At 41.0% G+C, this 18,410-nt stretch carries 13 protein-coding genes and 4 pseudogenes; 11 read left to right on the top strand and 6 right to left on the bottom strand.

Going from position 1 to position 18,410, the window contains the following annotated elements; all coding sequences use genetic code 11:
- Window positions 1–171: 171 nt before the first annotated feature.
- Both N4T56_RS06430 and speA read right to left on the bottom strand, forming a co-directional pair.
- The gene (locus N4T56_RS06430) at window positions 172–1,041 is read right to left on the bottom strand and encodes an adenosylmethionine decarboxylase (protein ID WP_315903011.1); all 870 of its coding nucleotides are present in this window, start codon (window positions 1,039–1,041) and stop codon (window positions 172–174) included.
- A gap of 187 nt (window positions 1,042–1,228) precedes the next feature.
- A complete protein-coding gene (speA, locus tag N4T56_RS06425) occupies window positions 1,229–3,139 on the bottom strand; it encodes a biosynthetic arginine decarboxylase (RefSeq protein ID WP_261732630.1) in 1,911 nt (636 codons plus the stop codon).
- Window positions 3,140–3,708: 569 nt separating this feature from the next.
- On the opposite strand from speA, the pseudogene N4T56_RS06420 reads away from it, so the two are divergent.
- The 5 genes and pseudogenes from N4T56_RS06420 to N4T56_RS06400 all read left to right on the top strand — a co-directional run bounded on the left by N4T56_RS06420 (window position 3,709) and on the right by N4T56_RS06400 (window position 8,711).
- Window positions 3,709–4,543 (top strand): annotated as a pseudogene (locus tag N4T56_RS06420) (CvfB family protein).
- 117 nt (window positions 4,544–4,660) lie between these two features.
- Window positions 4,661–5,315, top strand: a pseudogene (locus N4T56_RS06415) (YceH family protein).
- A 93-nt stretch (window positions 5,316–5,408) separates the two neighbouring features.
- Window positions 5,409–6,241 (top strand): annotated as a pseudogene (locus tag N4T56_RS06410) (ABC transporter permease).
- Window positions 6,238–7,137: an ABC transporter ATP-binding protein gene (locus N4T56_RS06405; RefSeq protein WP_261732629.1), complete on the top strand. Its 900-nt coding sequence runs from the start codon at window positions 6,238–6,240 to the stop codon at window positions 7,135–7,137. The pseudogene N4T56_RS06410 and the gene N4T56_RS06405 overlap by 4 nt, the downstream one beginning before the upstream one ends.
- Before the next feature lie 554 nt (window positions 7,138–7,691).
- The gene (locus tag N4T56_RS06400; protein ID WP_261732628.1) at window positions 7,692–8,711 is read left to right on the top strand and encodes an IS110 family transposase; all 1,020 of its coding nucleotides are present in this window, start codon (window positions 7,692–7,694) and stop codon (window positions 8,709–8,711) included.
- 576 nt (window positions 8,712–9,287) lie between these two features.
- Here N4T56_RS06400 and N4T56_RS06395 read toward each other — a convergent pair.
- The 3 genes and pseudogenes from N4T56_RS06395 to N4T56_RS06385 all read right to left on the bottom strand — a co-directional run bounded on the left by N4T56_RS06395 (window position 9,288) and on the right by N4T56_RS06385 (window position 11,408).
- A complete protein-coding gene (locus N4T56_RS06395) occupies window positions 9,288–9,497 on the bottom strand; it encodes a cold-shock protein (protein WP_011496716.1) in 210 nt (69 codons plus the stop codon).
- A gap of 248 nt (window positions 9,498–9,745) precedes the next feature.
- Window positions 9,746–10,580, bottom strand: a pseudogene (gene rlmA / locus N4T56_RS06390) (23S rRNA (guanine(745)-N(1))-methyltransferase).
- Between the two features lie 21 nt (window positions 10,581–10,601).
- Entirely contained in the window at window positions 10,602–11,408 is an 807-nt protein-coding gene (locus N4T56_RS06385; protein ID WP_261732627.1) for a hypothetical protein, read from the bottom strand.
- A gap of 198 nt (window positions 11,409–11,606) precedes the next feature.
- Between N4T56_RS06385 and sbcB the strand changes: the two genes are divergently transcribed.
- From sbcB to N4T56_RS06355, 6 genes are all read left to right on the top strand, one after another.
- Window positions 11,607–13,022, top strand: coding sequence for an exodeoxyribonuclease I (sbcB, locus tag N4T56_RS06380; protein WP_261732626.1), 1,416 nt, complete (start codon window positions 11,607–11,609; stop codon window positions 13,020–13,022).
- 44 nt (window positions 13,023–13,066) lie between these two features.
- Window positions 13,067–13,963 (top strand): cytidine deaminase, encoded by an 897-nt coding sequence (cdd, locus tag N4T56_RS06375; RefSeq protein WP_261732625.1) that lies wholly within the window; start codon window positions 13,067–13,069, stop codon window positions 13,961–13,963.
- Window positions 13,964–14,293: 330 nt separating this feature from the next.
- Window positions 14,294–15,940, top strand: a complete 1,647-nt coding sequence (locus N4T56_RS06370) for a hypothetical protein (protein ID WP_261732624.1) — start codon at window positions 14,294–14,296, stop codon at window positions 15,938–15,940.
- 92 nt (window positions 15,941–16,032) lie between these two features.
- Complete coding sequence (locus N4T56_RS06365) at window positions 16,033–17,322, top strand: YdbH domain-containing protein (protein ID WP_261732623.1); 1,290 nt, start codon at window positions 16,033–16,035, stop codon at window positions 17,320–17,322.
- A 47-nt stretch (window positions 17,323–17,369) separates the two neighbouring features.
- A complete protein-coding gene (locus N4T56_RS06360; protein ID WP_390904019.1) occupies window positions 17,370–17,570 on the top strand; it encodes a YnbE family lipoprotein in 201 nt (66 codons plus the stop codon).
- A gap of 9 nt (window positions 17,571–17,579) precedes the next feature.
- Complete coding sequence (locus N4T56_RS06355; RefSeq protein WP_315903010.1) at window positions 17,580–17,912, top strand: YdbL family protein; 333 nt, start codon at window positions 17,580–17,582, stop codon at window positions 17,910–17,912.
- A gap of 81 nt (window positions 17,913–17,993) precedes the next feature.
- Here N4T56_RS06355 and N4T56_RS06350 read toward each other — a convergent pair whose 3' ends face one another.
- Window positions 17,994–18,398: a hypothetical protein gene (locus tag N4T56_RS06350; protein ID WP_261732622.1), complete on the bottom strand. Its 405-nt coding sequence runs from the start codon at window positions 18,396–18,398 to the stop codon at window positions 17,994–17,996.
- Window positions 18,399–18,410: the final 12 nt, after the last annotated feature.

The following is an 18,410-nucleotide window of genomic DNA, read 5'->3' as shown; positions in this document are numbered from 1 at the left end:
CTTCCTTGTTTATGCTTATTCACACTATTTTACGCTGAGCAAGCACAAAAAAGCCAACGCCTAAACGTTGGCTTGGGCATTTAAACTGGCAATATCAACGACTTTTTAATTAAGACTTTACCTGTTATCAAAAGGTTTAGCATTTAACGGCTTAACATTGCACTCGCCGAGTTACATAAATTCTGGACTCAGTACTTCTGAGTCAAGCTGCTGAAAGTGGCCAAAGTGGACATGATAATCTGGCTTAATAGGGTATGAACATTGGGCGAGGCATATATTTTTAGGCTTAGCAGATGCCATAACTGGTGCATTAAATCCGATAGTGTCCCAACTAATCGGCTGCAATAAAGCTAATAATTGCGCAGCGATGGAGTTAGCGGGCGAGTTAACATCGACATTGGTTTCAACACTGACATAAGAGCTCTGCTCTTGCGGGGTAATGTGAATGGTAAAATATTGCTCACCTTTTATGCCGTTAACTGAAAACCCTAACGGAGTAAATAAGTGGGCATCGTAGTCAAACCCCTCAAACAATTTGCTTAAGCCTAATAATGCACAAATATGCTCTACTGTTTGTTCAGTTGAGGTTAAATACTGTGCGACTGGTCCACTAATGTGGTACATCAATAGTTCGCTGGTGTTATCTTGTACCGTTAATAAACAAGGCTTGTCACTGGTAAAAATAAAATGATGATGACTGTCTAAGTGACCAATTCGGCACGCTGTACCAGGTATGTACTGACGTAAACGGGCAATGTCATCGGCAAACGTTGAGACTTGCAAATGCGCTAAATATTCATTTTTACGTTGATAACTCACAAACGCCACATGGTCGACACCGATATGTTCGAGCATGGCCAATAAACTGTCTATCAAGGTCGACAAGCCGCACGTTAGCATGACGATGCGGTTATCCCAGACAAACAAACTCGACTCGCTTAATAAATACGCATCGCAATGTTGATTATCAATAACCGAGATAATATCCGCTTTGGCGAGGCTGACTATTTGAGTCCAAAAATTAGAACTAAGTGCACGCAATGAACCATGAGTCGATGCGGTTATGAGCTCAATTTTTTTTCAGAACCTTCAAAAAACATCAGTGTAGTTAACCCTCAAGCAACGTTATATCGTTAATATCATAAAGTAAGCCTTAGCAATAAATAAAGGCTTAGTTATTATACATAACTAAGCCTCTCATCTGTCGCCGTTTGTTTTACGCTTACATTTAGAAATCTTCTAAGTAAGTGTAACCGTCAAGACCGACTTGTAACTCTTCTAAAATGCTGGCGCGTTCGTCTTCAACAATATGTTGAGTCACTAACTCTTCGAACGTGCGCATAAACTCGTCAGCATCTAGGTTTACATAACGCAATACGTCAGCCACAGTATCGCCTTGAAGTACCGATTCAATATTGGCCGAACCGGCTTTATCTAAACGTACTACGGCCGAGTTAGTGTCGCCAAATAGGTTATGCATATCACCTAAGATTTCCTGGTATGCACCAACCATAAAGAAGCCGATTAGATATGGGCTTTCTGCGCTCCAAGCTGGTACAGGTAGCGTGGTTTCAATACCTTGGCCATCTACGTATTGGTCAACAATACCGTCTGAGTCACAGGTAATATCAAGCATTACAGCACGGCGCTCTGGTGCTTTATCTAAACCCGATAACGGCAACACAGGGAACACTTGGTCAATACCCCAGGCATCAGGTAATGACTGAAACAACGAAAAGTTAACAAAGAACTTATCAGCCAGTTTTTCGTTCAATTCGTCAATAATAGGACGATGGTAGCGGTTATTATTGCTCAGTAAGCCTTTCACTTCGTGACATACACGTAAGTGAGCTTGTTCAGCCCAAGCACGATGCGCCAAACTAAATTGGCCAACGGCGAACAATGAATGTGCTTCTGCAATATCACTTTGGGTATCGTGATAAATTTCAATAATGGCACGTTGGTCGTGTCCGCCACTGATTTCTTCCCAAGACTGCCACATGTTATGCAACAGTTGCGGCGCATCGTCCGCTGGTGCTTCAATCACTTCAGGCATGTACGCTTCAGTGCCAATAACATCGGTAATCAATACCGCGTGATGTGCTGTCAAATGACGGCCAGATTCCGAAATAATACGTGGCATTGGCTGCTCGTATTCATTACATAAATCGGTTAACACATTAACAATATTGTTAGCATACTCATTCAAACCATAGTTCATTGAGTTGTTGCTTTGACTACGAGTGCCATCATAATCGACCGCTAAACCACCGCCAACGTCAAAACATTCAATTTTAGCGCCGAGTTGGCGTAGCTCACAGTAAAAACGCCCCGCCTCACCAACACCTTGGCGAATATCGCGAATGTTGGCAATTTGTGAGCCTAAATGGAAGTGCAATAACTGTAATGACTCAAGCATGTTGGCTTGTTGTAATTGCTCAACCACTTTTAATACTTGGGCAGCAGACAAACCAAATTTAGACTTTTCGCCACCACTTGCTTGCCATTTACCTTTGCCTTGGAAAGCTAAACGCACCCGTAAACCTAAACGAGGTGTCACACCGAGTTTCTCAGCTTCTGCCAATACCATTTTAAGCTCAGACATCTTTTCAAGTACGATGTAAACTTTATGGCCTAACTTCTCGCCGATTAAGGCTAAACGCACGTATTCTTTGTCTTTATAACCATTACACACAATCACAGAACTGGCTTTTTGAGCCATGGCCAATACCGCCATTAATTCTGGCTTACTGCCTGCTTCAAGGCCTAATTGCGGTACTTCTTTGGATTTTTGGCTCGCCAAAATCTCTTCAACAACGGTTTGTTGTTGGTTAACTTTAATCGGATAAACTAACAAATAATCATTTTGATATTCGTACTTAGTAATCGCATCATTAAAGGCTTCACATAAACTTTCCACTCTATGGTGCAAAATCTGTGGGAAACGGACCAGTACCGGTAACGAAACGCCCGCTTTAACCATATCTCTAGCCAATTCATTTAAACCGACTTTATGAGCTGGGTTTTGTGGATCAGGTGACACTGTGACTTCGCCATCTTCACGAATACCGTAAAAGCCTTGGCTCCAGTGAGTCACGTTATAACCCGCGCGAGCATCTTCGATAGACCAATCAGACATAATTATTTTCCGTATTTGTATCAAAGTTAAGCAGTACTTTTATGCGACTGCTTGTTAAAATCCAGATAACGACTAAGCGCTATCACTGATATAAGTTGCCATGTTATGTGCCGTACTCTGATGCGTTGAGCTCTCTGGGGGGAATAAGTTTAATGCTCACAAACATCAAATTTATAGAAGCCCTCTTTGTTAACTTGTTGATGCTTTAACTAAAGGCACAACACATCTTAGTCACACATCTGTATAGCTTGCAAATATTGCTGATCCAACATCACTCAATTTCTGTAACGAGTGTTTTACTGCTTAAAGCAAAAATAAGATCACTTTATCAAGGTCAAGCCTGCTTGCTAAAATCGGCGCAATTAAAACCTGCAATGCAGTGTAATGCAAGTAAATTACCCATTAATTACTGCAAAAAACCTGATTTTTTATCTTCAGCCAAGTTCAATAACGCACTGAGCAAATAAATCAATTTCAACTCACAGTAAATGACACAACTTAGTGTTGATTTACGTGTATAATTAACCGATTGAAAACACCTTTTCATTTTTTATTAAGTAGAGTCATTCATGATACAAATCGGTAAACGTTATTCATTAGAAGTGGTTAAGCAAGTGAACTTTGGAGTTTACTTAAATGCTCAAGAGCTAGGACAGGTCTTGCTTCCTAATAAATTTGTCCCTACCGGGTGTAATGTCGGTGATATGGTCGATGTATTTCTGTATCTCGACTCTGAAGACATTGTGATTGCAACTACCCAAAAAGCGCTGGCGCAAGTTGGCGAGTTTGCTTACCTAAAAGTTGTGGCCACCGTGCCCATACGGCGCATTTTTAGACTGGGGCTTAGACAAAGATCTCCTGTTGCCTTTTGGTGAACAGCACAAACCAGCAGAAGAAGGCCGTTCATATTTAGTTTATGTCCATGCCAACCATGCCGATGAGCGCATTATGGCGTCATCGAAAGTGGATAAGTTTGTCGACAAAACTGAAGCTCACTACACCCCTGGCGAACAAGTTAACTTAATCATCGGTGGAACCACCGATTTAGGTTACAAAGCCATTATTAACAACACACATTGGGGTGTTATTTACACTAATGAAGTTTTCCAAAAGCTTCGCTTTGGCCAAAAGCTAACCGGGTTTATTAAAACCATGCGCAGTGATGGTAAAATTGATTTGGTTTTACAAAAAAGCGGTAAAGAAGATTTAGACAAAAACGCTCGCCTTATTATCAACAAGCTGCGAAGCGCTAACGGTTTTTTACCTTTGCATGATAAAACCGATGCCGACATCATTTATGACCAATTGGGCATGAGCAAAAAAGCCTTTAAAAAATCAATTGGCGGTTTATTTAAAGCAGGTGACATCAGTATCGACAGCGATGGTATTCGTCTAACCATGTAAATCGATATTGTCACATAAACATGATGAGTGTGCCTTTAGCCACTCATCATAGTATTTATCCTTCTGCCAACGCAAAATAACAACAAGTATTACATCGATTTTTTATAAGGACAGTGTATGGAATTGACGTCATTAGAAGCCCGCGTTATCGGTTGCTTACTCGAAAAAGAACTCACCACCCCCGACCAATACCCTCTGTCACTTAATTCGTTAACCCTCGCCTGCAATCAAAAAAGTAGCCGCGAACCTGTAATGTCATTAAGTGAACCCGAAGTACAAGCCCTCATTGATGACCTAACTAAAAAACGCTTAATCAGTGAGCAAACAGGGTTTGGCAGTCGCGTTGTTAAATACAAACATCGTTTTTGTAATACCGAATTTAGTGAATTACAACTCAGCAGTGCTGAAGTTGCGATCATTTGTGTATTACTTTTACGTGCATTCACAAACACCTGGCGAACTTAAAACGCGCACACCGCGTTTACATGAGTTTGGCGACGTGAGCCAAGTAGAGGCAACATTGTTGAACTTAAGCAAACGTGAAACACCGCTTGTAGTCCAGTTAGCTCGTGAGCCAAATAAACGGGATTGCCGTTTTTTAGAATGCTTTAGCGGTAATATTGACGAGCATCAGGTTAACAGTAGTGACAGCATTCAAGTCTCAGTCCAAACGCAACACAGTTTGACCCAACAAGATCGCATCGCAGAATTAACTGAGAGAGTTGACGTACTAGAGCAAAAAATGGCTCGGTTAGAAACGTTACTCGACTAGCACATTGAACACCACTGTAAACTCAGACTGGTAGCGATAACGAGCATCGCCTCTGCTATCTAAATCATTACAGTTTATTCAAGGATTACTATTATGCAACACGTCTCTCCCCCGTCGGGGCTGTCACATATTTGGTTATTGGCCAAATACGAACTCAGCAAGCGCTTTACCAATAAAAGTGGCATGGTCGCCCTTATCGCTTTTATGCTTATTTGGGCGATTTTATTACTTTACCCAATCAAAAGTGCCTCTGAATTTATTATGGGCCTAATTTTAGAAGCTTTACTGAAGCACTATTTGGATCAGACAGTTTACAACATTTATTTGAATGGCCTGTCGCTGAGTTTGCCGTGTTCTGGCTCGCTGCCTTATATTTATTTCCTATGTTTAGCATCTTTATCGCCGCAGATCAGTTCAGTTCAGACAAGCAGCGCGGAAGTTTACGTTTTTTAACCTTGCGAGTAAGCCGAAGCAGTCTTTTCTTTGGCCGTTTTGCCGGCCAAATGCTGATCCAATTGTCGTTAATTATACTAACCCTGCTGGCCACTATCGCCATGGTGCTCACTCGCGATATGAGTTTATTAGTACCGTCAGTCACCACTAGCCTACTGGTAATGGTTAATCTTTTTATTGTGGTATTACCCTACACTGCTGCAATGGCACTCTTGTCATTACATGCTAACTCTGCAAGACAAGCGAGTATTTTTGCAATTATTCTTTGGGCATTAGTCTCAATTATTATCGGGTTAATTAATTTCAAATTCCCGCAACTGAGTGGGTTGAACATGATTTTACCGGGTTCTCAAATTTCAAGTATGATAAATACTCAGGGCTTTGGGTCACTGGCTTACACGCCAATTCCCTTACTGCAAACTGTCGTCATTTTAGGTTTGGGGAATTTATTGATGAAACGGAGTGCCCTATGAGCCTAATTCAATGCAATAACCTATCGAAAAACTACCCTAATAAATTAGCTCTGGACAACGTTAATCTAAGCTTAGATGCAGGTACACCTATTGCGTTAGTAGGACCAAATGGTGCGGGTAAAACGACACTGTTTAGCTTACTTTGTGGCTACATTCAGCCAACTCAAGGCAGCGTGACGATCCTTGGCCATGCTCCAGGCAGTAAAGCGCTTCAAGGGGTGTTATCTGCGCTACCGCAGGATGCAGAACTTGACCCTCATTTTACCATAGCATCACAGCTACAATTTTTTGCCACGCTCCAAGGCTTCAGTCAAGCCGATGCCAAGCAAGAAGCATTACGTGTATTAGCGCTAGTCGATTTAGCTGAGTCAGCACAAGCAAAACCTAAAAGCCTTAGCCATGGCATGAGTAAAAGAGTATCGATTGCCCAAGCGTTAATTGGGTCACCGACCATTGTATTACTCGATGAGCCTACCGCAGGGCTCGATCCTGCCAATGCTAAAAAGATACGCCAAATCGTTAAAGATTTATCAAGTGACACCACTTTTTTAATTAGCTCACATAATTTAGATGAACTTGAAAAACTGTGTGATCAGGTGGTGTATCTTGAACAAGGTAAGGTACAGCAATCTGTTTCAATTAAAGCCAGTCAGGCAACTGACTTTATTACTTTGACGATGCAAGTGTGTGATATGGACAACTTACATCAACAATTACTCGGATTAGCCCAGGTCATTGAAGTTAAACGCAGTGGTGATGAGCAGTATGTTATTGAGTATCAAAAACAAAGTAATTTTGAGCTAGAACAACAAATCCTAGGCTTGTTAGCAGAAAAGCAATGGCGATACAAAGCCATACTTAAAGGTCGAACACTAGAAGAAACCCTCTTCTCATAAGCCATTGCAATATGTCAGTACAGGCTCGTTAACACTGGCCTTTTTATGGGCTTTGTCATGATTTTAGTTGTTGTATCAAATTAAAATTGGCGCATTTTCAGCTCTAAGCCAGACCAAATCACGCCAGTAAACATGACTATTTTGTACGCGATTCATGATAGTAAATCGAGAATCAATCCCCTTTGAACCTGCGCAAGGTTTAATGTATGGACTTGATTTCTAATATCATTAATTGATTTGAGATGTTCTATTGCGCGGTGTTAAATCAAGATTAGTCAGTAAGAAACCACTTAATCCCCATCAGGACAATACCAATCAGGATAAATAAGTGACCAGAGGTTGCGTAAAAAATATCGCTTAACATGAGGTAGAAATTGCAACGAGTTAGGTGTTCTATCTTCAACATTTCTAACGACGTTATAAGCGATGTTAACCAGCAAGAATGATCACATTCTTGTGCTGATTAATGGAATGCAATCCTCTCTACCAAATCGGCTTCAAATGAGCCATATTGATTGATGAAAAAGCAACCAACAACAGTAAGAGAGGATCCTATGACAAGCGTAACAGTCGGTTTAGATACAGCCAAATCTATTTTTCATGTTGTAGAGAAAAATATCTCTGGTCGAATACTAAAAAAGGTCAAGCTCCCTAGAAGTAAATTGGTCGCTTACTTCGCCAATAAGGAGACTTGTACCATTGCCATCGAAGCTTGCGGTGCTTGCCACTATTGGAGTCGGGTTTTTAGCCAACTCGGACATTCGGTCATGATAATTGCACCTCAATATGTTGCGCAGCATCGTATTGGCAACAAAAATGATTTCAATGATGCACAAGCACTTGCCGATGTCGCTCAACGCGAAGATGTGAGAATCGTTCCGGCAAAGAGTATTGAGCAACAAGATGCGCAACTGTTACACCGAGTAAGAGAGCGATATGTGAAGCAAAGAACGGCGCTAGGCAATCAAATCAGAGGTTTATTGGCTGAGTATGGTGTCGTTATCCCCAGAGGGATTTCTTCTCTAAAAAAGGCCTTACCTTTTGCCTTAGAAGACTCAGAGAATGAGCTGAGTTCTCTTGTTCGAATGATGCTCGATGAGCTGATGAACGAGCTCATCACCTGGGATGAAAAAATAAAAAACATCGATAAGCTTTTTGTTAAGCAGGCTCGAGATAATGAACAGTGTCAAAGTCTTCAAACCATGACAGGGATTGGGCCATTGATTTCGAGTATTCTTTGGGTGGCACTTGGAGACGGTAAAAATTTTGAAAATGGCCGTCATTTTGCTGCTTGGTGTGGTCTAGTACCAAAACAGCACTCTACGGGTGATAAAGCTCGCTTATTAGGAATAAGTAAACGAGGAAATGCCTACTTACGAACTCAGCTCATTAATGGCGCGAGAAGCGCTTTGAAGCATGCCAAAAATAAAGATGACAGATTAAGTGTTTGGGCTGTCAACTTAGAAGCTAGAGCCGGATTCAACAAAGCCTGTGTAGCGCTCGCTAATAAGATGGCGAGAATGGCTTGGGCTATGGTCATTAAGCAAGAAAAATACAAAGTACAAGCTGTCTAACTAGCGTTAAATCACAATTACAATAGAGGTACCTTTTCACCAAATTGCTAAAGAAACAATATGATGATTGAAGGCTCATAGCCACCTAGTTCAAATCAGTTTATACCAAAGGCTCATTGAAGCCGTCACGATTGATATGATAACTAGGTGCGGATATCCATCATGGCGGGTAAATCTGATACCCAAAGCCGAATATATGGGAGCAATTGAGTATCAGAAATTGTCGTTATTGTCTCTTGCAATAAGAGAGGATTCATATATGGTATAAGTTGAGCGATGAAAAGGATAACCGATGCAATGCCGTAATGATTCAATTTACTGGCAGCGCTGAATATAACACTGAACAATCGATGTAGAAATGTATCTTCGAGGTATTGAATCTTAACTACTGAGTGGTAAAAATGGAGAGATAAATGAAATCGAACCAAAAAAACACTGATATAGGCGTGGCTTATGTCCTTTAGACGCCGATCTAGTCTATAGAATTAAACTAGTCATTTAAAATTTGCAAAAAAAAACTGCAGCATAAATGCTACAGTCTTATTATCAATATCTAGTCGAAACTAGATAGAAATATTAGCCAACTACTGAAACGTTTTCAGCTTGAGGACCTTTCTGACCTTGAGTCACAGTGAAAGATACTTTCTGACCTTCGTCAAGAGTTTTGAAACCGTCAGAGTTGATAGCACGGAAGTGAACAAATACGTCTGGACCAGACTCTTGCTCGATAAATCCGAAACCTTTGTCAGAGTTGAACCACTTAACAACACCAGTAACTTGAGACATGATATAAATCCTGTAAAATATATAATTAAAGCCTTAACGGCGGTAAAGCTGGAAAATGCCGGTATTACTTATGTTCACAGGACGAAACTGGTCGTATTGAAACACATAAATATAAGCCCAACCTTCAAGCTAAGTAGACTATAAACCATTCTCAGAATAAGTCAACAAACATCAAGTCATAGCTCAGAATTTTTTGACGAATCAACCATTCGGTTTATCTTTGAGCATCAGATAGTTATTTGCATCATTTAATCCACCAACAATTGTTCGCGTTGATGAATTTCAATTTTAAAATCGATCTCACATTCGAGCCCTTGCTCTATTATTTGCCGCTTTTGCATATCACTTAACTTCCAAGCGTATGGCGTCATATTAAGGAAGTGTTCGATATCATCCGCTTGGGTCAAGTTGAGCGGGTAAGTTAACGCCTCATGCGCAAGGTAATTAAAGCCTTCTAAGAACAATGATTCTTGCGGGTGTAACCGCGGACTACTGTAAATTTTTTCCTTTAATGCAAAATGATGCATTGGCACCTGGTGATACAGTAATTAATATACTCCCGGGTTTCATAACCCGTTGTAGCTCTTCTACTTTTGACGGGGCATAAATACGAATGGCTAAATCAATGCTGTCATCAGCAAATGGCATTTCAAACACACTTGCCACACAAAAGTGTAAACCAGCATAACGTTTTGCTGCAGAACGAATAGCAGATTTAGAGATATCTAAGCCATAAAGCGCGCACGGCTTTGGCATTGATTGATGAAGTGTTTCAAACAAACGATGGCTGTAATACCCTTCACCACAACCAATGTCCAATATCGTTTCAACATTAGCCGCGTAATCAACCGCTAATTGATTAACCTTGTCACTTAGCGGTTGATAAAACCCTTTATTCAGAAACTCACGACGGGCAATCATCATCTCTTTATTGTCGCCAGGGTCTTTGGTTTTTTTCTTTTGTACCGGTAATAAATTAACATACCCTTCTTTGGCACAATCAAACTGATGACGTTTGGGGCATACCCAACTTTTATCGCTTAGTGTTAAAGGCGCAGAACAAATGGGGCAAATATAAGACATCGGGAGACTCTAAATAAGATTTTAAATTTCGTCATCAGACAGTTTATTCACCATGTCTGATACATCTTGGGGCGCGAGTAATTCAAAACAATCAAGTTTACGCTGCAATTGTTCAATATTAGACATTTGCTCGTTTGACGAACGACCCAAGCTTGGGCGCTCTAATGATTGATGATAAGTTCTGAGCAACCATTGATGTTTATTTTGCAATAAATGGTCGAGTTTTAATAGTTCTGTCGACACACCTGGATGAATTTTGCCCGACTCCCCTTTTAAATACTCCCGTAAATCTCGGCGTACTTGATCTAATTCACTAATATGAACCGCCAACATTGAAGACGGTTCATCATAGTCAAACTTACGCCCTAATATTGCTTTTGCCATCACCAGCGCATGAGGCTCGCTTAAAATACGTAAGTCTTGTTCAAGAGAAATTAATTCAAATCGTGCATTTTTCTCCAGGCTAAAATAAACGCTTTGGTCTACCTGAATATTCAGGGTTAAGCCATTTCTCAGTTGATCGATACACACTCTTGGCGCAATACCCATCATTGGATATAAACGAGAACCTTGACCGATCAATCTAGATTGATCATATTTTTCAACAGCTTGCTGGCTGTTTTCATACACTAAGCTAATGAAAGGTTGATGGCGAACAATGAAAGTGGCCTCGGTGACATTGACCTGGCTGATGACGAACTCAATTAATGGGTTGCTCATTGCCGATAACACCAACAAATCACTCACCGAGTCTAACAACCGCAGCGTTAATAACGTAGGTTGCTTAATTTCACTGACAATCGGTTGAGTAAATATATGTTGATGCATTCAATATCCTTTTATATCTATATCACTTATATTAGGTGTATTACTTATTAGATGAATTATCTTACTTGTTCGTTAGCAAATTGTAACCAGCAACTCTATTAAGTTCATAGTGAAAGTTTTAAACGTTAACGTCATTATCAATTTGATGCGCATAAATGTTAATATGCAGATAATCGCGAAAAGGATCTTAACTTTATTATGGCTAATGCAATTCAACCAACACTATTCTGGCACGATTACGAAACCTTTGGTGCTAACCCAGCCAAAGATCGTCCGTCGCAATTTGCAGGGATTAGAACCGATCTCGAGTTAAACATTATTAGTGAGCCAGAAACTTTTTACTGTAAACAGGCCCCAGATTACCTGCCGTCACCCGAAGCGATTTTAATTACCGGCATCACCCCGCAACTCGCCAACATGAAAGGCGTACCTGAAGCCGAGTTTATGCGCCGTATCAACAACTTATTTAGCCAACCTAACACTTGTGTTGTCGGCTATAACTCATTACGTTTTGATGATGAAGTCAGCCGATATGGTTTTTATCGTAACTTTATTGACCCTTATGGCCGGGAATGGCAAAACGGAAATTCACGCTGGGACATTATCGATTTAGTCAGAGCCTGTTACGCCTTTAGACCTGAAGGAATAAATTGGCCTTTAAAAGAAGATGGTACGCCTAGCTTTAAGTTAGAGCAGTTAACGCAAGCCAATGGCTTAAGTCATGAAAAAGCCCACGACGCTATGTCAGATGTATACGCCACCATCGCCATGGCTAAGCTTATCAAAGAAAAGCAACCTAAATTATATGACTATTATTTCAATTTACGCCGCAAACAAGCTGTAGCAGATCATATCGATGTATTAAAAATGCAGCCATTAGTGCACGTCAGCTCAAAAATTAGCGCGGCACAGGGTTGTACAACCTTAATCGCACCTGTAGCTTACCACCCGACCAACAAAAACGCCGTTATTTGCATCAATTTAGCAATGGACATCTCACCGATACTTGAGTTAACCGCTCAAGAGATCAGTGACCGCATGTATACACCTCGTCATGAATTAACCGAAAATGAACTGGCCATTCCGCTCAAACAAATCCATTTAAATAAATGCCCTTTCATTGGATCGCCAAAATTACTTGACGACGATGTAGCCACAAAATTACAGTTTGATAAAGACTTTGCTCGCGAGCAATATAAACGCTTAAGAAACCACCCAGAATTACGAGAAAAACTTAACCAAGTATTTGAATTAGAATCAGATCGTAAACCAATAACCGATCCAGATCTTATGTTGTACAGCGGTGGATTTTTTAGTCATGCAGACAAAACAAAAATGGACATCATATGCCACACCGAGCCGCGCAACTTAGCCGCCTTGGACTTGCAATTTGATGACCCTAGGATTAATGAAATGCTCTTTCGTTTTCGGGCACGTAATTACCCAGAAACATTATCCGACAATGAAAGCCGGCGCTGGCGTGAGTTTTGCCATCAACGCTTATCGGATACCGATTATGTGATTAATCTCGAAAACTTGGTCGAAGAAACCAGCGAGAATGAACACAAACAAAAGTTACTCAAAGCCCTATATCAATACTTACAGTCATTATAGTGAATCATCACTTTGCCCAGTTATTTCATTTAAGGATTAAGGGAATGCAAAATCGATTTTTAGACAGCATAACCATGCTAGACAAACCATTAGCGACAGCGTTAGCACCATTATTACACGAGCAATTTTGTGGTCACATTGATGCCAATCAATTTGCAATGCTTGTCGAAGCAAGTGGTAAAAAAGAAGAGCAAGTGTTAATGGAGCTATTGCCTATTGCTGCAGCACTAGCCAACCCTCCAATTAGTGAGTTTTATGTAGGTGCCATCGCCAAAGGTAAAAGTGGCGACTTATATATGGGTGACAATCTTGAGTTACCTGGTGAAGCGTTATTTCACAGTGTTCACGCTGAACAAAGCGCCATTAGTCACGCATGGTTGAGCGGCGAAACAGAAATTGTAGATATTATTGTTAATTACAGCCCGTGTGGCCACTGTCGTCAATTTATGAATGAATTGTTCAACGGTAGTAACATTAAAATCCATCTTCCACAGCAAGAAACTCATACCTTATCTTATTACTTACCTTATGGGTTCAGTCCTGCTGACTTAAATGTCACCATGCCGCTACTGTGCAAACGTGTAAAAGAATTTAGTTTAAATTCTGATGACCCAATGATCATCGAAGCACTAGACCAAATGGGATTAAGCTACGCACCATACACCAATACTAATGCCGCTGTAGTACTAGAGACTACAGATGGTGCAACCTTCTGTGGCCGTTATGCAGAAAACGCTGCATTTAACCCATCAATGCAACCGATGCAAATGGCGTTATCGAATTTGATTAGACACAACCGTCAATACAACGAAATTAAACGAGCAGTATTGATTGAGTCATCTGAGGGTAAGATTAGCTTAGTGGGCGCAACTATGGATGCATTGCACACAATTGCCGCGGTCGAATTAGAACATATTGTTGTTGAACCTATGCCAGCTTAATATATCCACAATATACCTAAAAGGCGCTTAATTGCGCCTTTTTTATTGGTTTTTGAAAGGGTTGTATCACACAAGATTATAGACCTCTTCAGGCCTTATACCATATATGGTATTAGATGCAGACCAAGTCATAATGAAAACCATCTTGACATTAAGCCTAATTAATTATCTTTTAGGGTTTCGTCAATCACAGTATTAACATGCTAAGCTCATCAATACTTAGCCATTTTTAATATCGTTACCGCGGCAAAAAGCGAGATACTATTGCGCATATTCACCATCAAACGGATTATGGTTTTTATACTGTTATGCACAGTAGGTTTGGTGTGGGTGATAATCGAACAAGCTAAACCTCTTACCGTTAAATTACTTAATAATTTACTGGCCGATAACCACATTGAAGTGCTTAACTTTGATGCTGAATATGTCTCATTAAATCATATCCGTATTCCAAGGCTTATTCTGAAAATTGAAGACAGCCATATTGCCGTACAAGAGTTTAATCTTGAATTACGTGACAGTATTAAAATACTAAGAAATCAACAGTTCAATGCCGACGACATTGTCAGCATTGACACCCAAAGCGTGTATGTTGATTTAGGTGAAAGTTTTTTTATTCGTCAATCACAACAAACCGAAGACTCTCCAGCAACATTGCAATTAAATCTGACTAAATTACCCAAAGTAACCTTAGGGCAAATAGACATTAGATTACCCGCGTTAAATGATAATCAAGCGACTCAACATCGTCTAACTATGGATAATTTAACCTTATCTAAAGCCGGTCAACTCGATACCTTATGGCGCTTTGATGATTACCCACTATTCAGTGTCAATGCCACCTTAGGCAAACGAACATGGGAGTTTGACACTCAAGTAGATTTAGGCTTGAGTTACCAGGGGCTTGAGTCTTTGCAACAATATTTAAATTTACTCAATGACAATCAATTAAGCTCACCGCAAAATGAGCCGAACAATAACCCTAATTTACTGAAAGGGTTACACTCGCAATTGTCATCTATTTTACAGCCGATTAACGAGCAAAAATTAACCATTGAGGGGCAATGGCGCACACATACCACTCTTGATTTAGTCAGTGCAACGCTTAGTAGCCAACAATCAATTAGTGACTTTTCATTACGATCAGCACGTTGGCCAAGTGTGTATTTCGCCCCAGAAAATCCCATCAATTTTATGCTCAACATGGATCAATATCCTGTTAGCAATCCTTTTGCTGCAAACGATACCCAAACTGAAACCTCAACATTTTTAGGATTAACACTCAACCTTGCGCCATTTGAATATCAGTTAGCGCCCAATAAAGCGGATTTTGAGCAATTAATCGATCTACTGGTATCAGACACATCAACTCATGCGCAAATACACAATCTATTAGCACAACTGTCTCCGCCCCATAAACCACCACAATTATCCATTACTGTACCAAAGCCCATTGAAGTGCGTTTACCACTGAACAATAGCGCTATCGCGACATTAGTGAGTATACCCAAAGTTAGCTTACAACTTGATGGGCATCATTTACAAAGCTTGCTCACATTGCATCATTTGCAAGCAAATACCGACCTGCAATGGCGCAGTCAGTTTGAATGGAATGTGGAATTAACCCCGTCAAAAATCGATAACAACGCCCCCGCATTTGACTTAACAACTTGGATGCCCGAACTCGAAATCGAACAATTTAGCCTAGAAAAAGCAGCGCTCAACTTAAACGGTGAAGTGAATACGCCCCAAGTCGACAGCATTGCTATCAGCATTAACCCCAACTCTACGCTCGCCATTGATAAAATCATTTACTCTGATCAACAAGGCGACAAAAGCACTCATAAAATTCAAAAAAATATCGGCGTACAATTAGCCCATTTAACGCTTAACCTTGACCAGAGTTCGACAATAAGCTTACAGCAAAATATTGAAGTCAATTTGGCGCCTTTCTCATTGGTGGCCGTGAATTTATAGGCCAGCAACTCGTCAATCAAACAGGTGTAAAATCGGTTACCACATACGCAACAGCCAAAAATGCCAGTATTGAGGTTGAACAACCCACCTTAGTGTCCATTAAGGATCAAGAAACCGCAGCGCAAACACTGCAGCGGTGGTTGCAGTCCCCTGCGACCAATAATGTCACCTGGAAAATAAACCAACTCGATGCCGCCAAACAAATTGGTAAAAGCCGTAAGCAACCACTTGTCGCACTCAATAAAGTCACAGTCAATCAAGCACTCAATTTATCAAAGGGCTTACTTGTCGGCAGTGAACAATGGCAATTAGATACCCTCGCCCTGAGCAGTTACCATTTACTGAAATTCGCTGATGAAAAAAGCCCATTGTCGCTAGCAGGCCAATGGACATTTGATTCTGATATCGACACCGCACTTGCCACTCTGAGAAAAGTTCAACCATTACCCACAAACTTTAGCCTACACGGACACAGTCGCATAATCGCCGGGTTTGCCTTAAGCGAACTGAATAACGCCAGCCAGTTCGAAATGAAAATTCAGCAACAGCTGTCATCATTAAGCGGGCGCTTAGCCGACAAGTCTTTTATCGGTGGTGATGTGTTTGCTCAATGCCAATTTAACTGGCAGCAACAATATGACAAACCTGGCACGCCATTGGCTGAGCAGCATTTTGCCCAAAGCCAACTGGTGTGTCCGCAAACCGCGATCAGTGTAGAGAAGGCCAACGTTGGTATTTTGCTCACGAACCTCAACATGAACGCCAATATTGAGTTAAATAAAGACGGTAACAAAGTGCCGACCAACTGGTTGCAACAATTAACCGGATTAAGTGAAACCAATGTCAGCCTAACGGCCAGCGGAGACATGCTCGATGGGCGCTTTTTATTACCAGAGTTTGTGCTGAAACTGCACGAAAAATCGCACGGTTATATGCTATTGCAAGGGTTAAGTTTGGCCACATTGTTAGAAGAACAACCCCAAGTAGGCGTAAAAGCCAGTGGCATATTTGATGGGGTATTACCGGCAGAGATTGTGGATGGGCAAGTCACAATTGCTGGCGGAAAATTGGCAGCACGCTCGCCGGGAGGCTTAATTGAAGTGGCCGGCAACCCTGCGATGGATCAATTAGCCTTATCACAACCTTATTTAGAGTTGGTATTTACAGCACTGGAACACCTTAACTACACTGAATTAGCCAGCACCTTTGATATGACACCAAATGGAGATGCCTCTATTTATGTAGGAGTTAAAGGCAAAAGCCGTGATATCGAGCGCCCGGTTCACCTCAATTACGACCACCAGGAAAACCTGCTCCAATTATATAAAAGCACTCAGATTGGCAACCAATTGCAAAACAAAATTGAAACCAAAGTTCAGTAACATAGGTTCAGCAACATAAGTTTAGTAACATCATAAGGATAACTCTCGTGAAACATTCGTCGCTCTGCGTTTTTAGTATCAGTGCCCTGCTTGCCTCGTTGGTGATGTCAGCGTGTACACCGACTGTAAAGATTGAGCCACCTGACAAGCCGATTGTCATTAATCTCAATGTCAAAATAGAACATGAAATTAAAATCAAAGTCGATAAAGAGTTAGACACCTTGATTGAGAACGATGAGTTATTTTAGGCGGAAAACATGATGAAATCTTCATTCGCTATCGTGATCCTTCTTGCCACCAGTATTCTGTGGTGCTCAAATGCTTGGGCTGTGACATTACAACAGGCTAAATCATCAGGATGGGTAGGTGAACAAACTAATGGTTATTTAGGGGTGGTGGTCGATACACCAGCAACACAACAGTTGGTGTTATCGGTCAATGCTAAACGCAAACAATATTATCAAGCGATAGCCAATCGTAACCACATTACCCTTGATACGGTCGCTAAACTTGCAGCGCAAAAAGCCATAGCCGCGGCAGACACAGGCCATATAATACAAACACCGCAAGGAGAATGGTTAACTAAGTGAGAGTTAATTAATTCTTTCGCTTACGGCGCTATCATCATTGATGGAAGTACCATCAATATTATTACATTATATTAGTGCATATTACATTGTTGCCATTGTCCAGTAATCTAAACGTTTTTGCGGGTCAGCCACTAACGTCTTACACGAGTCTTTATACTCGGCCATTAAACCACGAAGGTTATTTGAACCCGCTAACTTAGTCACTTGCGCCTGCTTAGCTGCAGCCACATCTTTTCCAACTTGTTCAGCGCCGCGATATTTGCTGGCAAGTGCTTGTGCATCGCTTGCTGAGGTCTTTAAACGCTCGCCGACCGCCTTCATTTGCGGTGCATTCATGGCGCCGATGGCTTCAGAGCTAATTTGGTAATACGCAGCACATTCAATCAATTCATTAGTAAAAGCTTTTTCGGCTGCATCTTCTGCAAATGACGCCGAACTGAAACACACAAATGATGAAGCCAAAATCCACTTTGCTGGTTTGAACATTCTATTGTCTTC

The organism is Shewanella phaeophyticola (assembly GCF_025398315.1).
Classification (GTDB): Bacteria; Pseudomonadota; Gammaproteobacteria; order Enterobacterales; family Shewanellaceae; genus Shewanella; species Shewanella phaeophyticola.
Note: the sequence above shows the minus strand (reverse complement) of the source record. Positions and strands in the feature narration are given on the sequence as shown.

Coding starts and splice junctions, on each gene's coding strand:
- speA (WP_261732630.1), bottom strand. CDS start 3,139: ATGTCTGATTGGTCTATCGAAGATGCTCGCGCGGGTTATAACGTGACT.
- N4T56_RS06405 (WP_261732629.1), top strand. CDS start 6,238: ATGAGCCTAATTCAATGCAATAACCTATCGAAAAACTACCCTAATAAA.
- N4T56_RS06400 (WP_261732628.1), top strand. CDS start 7,692: ATGACAAGCGTAACAGTCGGTTTAGATACAGCCAAATCTATTTTTCAT.
- N4T56_RS06395 (WP_011496716.1), bottom strand. CDS start 9,497: ATGTCTCAAGTTACTGGTGTTGTTAAGTGGTTCAACTCTGACAAAGGT.
- N4T56_RS06385 (WP_261732627.1), bottom strand. CDS start 11,408: ATGCATCAACATATATTTACTCAACCGATTGTCAGTGAAATTAAGCAA.
- sbcB (WP_261732626.1), top strand. CDS start 11,607: ATGGCTAATGCAATTCAACCAACACTATTCTGGCACGATTACGAAACC.
- cdd (WP_261732625.1), top strand. CDS start 13,067: ATGCAAAATCGATTTTTAGACAGCATAACCATGCTAGACAAACCATTA.
- N4T56_RS06355 (WP_315903010.1), top strand. CDS start 17,580: ATGATGAAATCTTCATTCGCTATCGTGATCCTTCTTGCCACCAGTATT.
- N4T56_RS06350 (WP_261732622.1), bottom strand. CDS start 18,398: ATGTTCAAACCAGCAAAGTGGATTTTGGCTTCATCATTTGTGTGTTTC.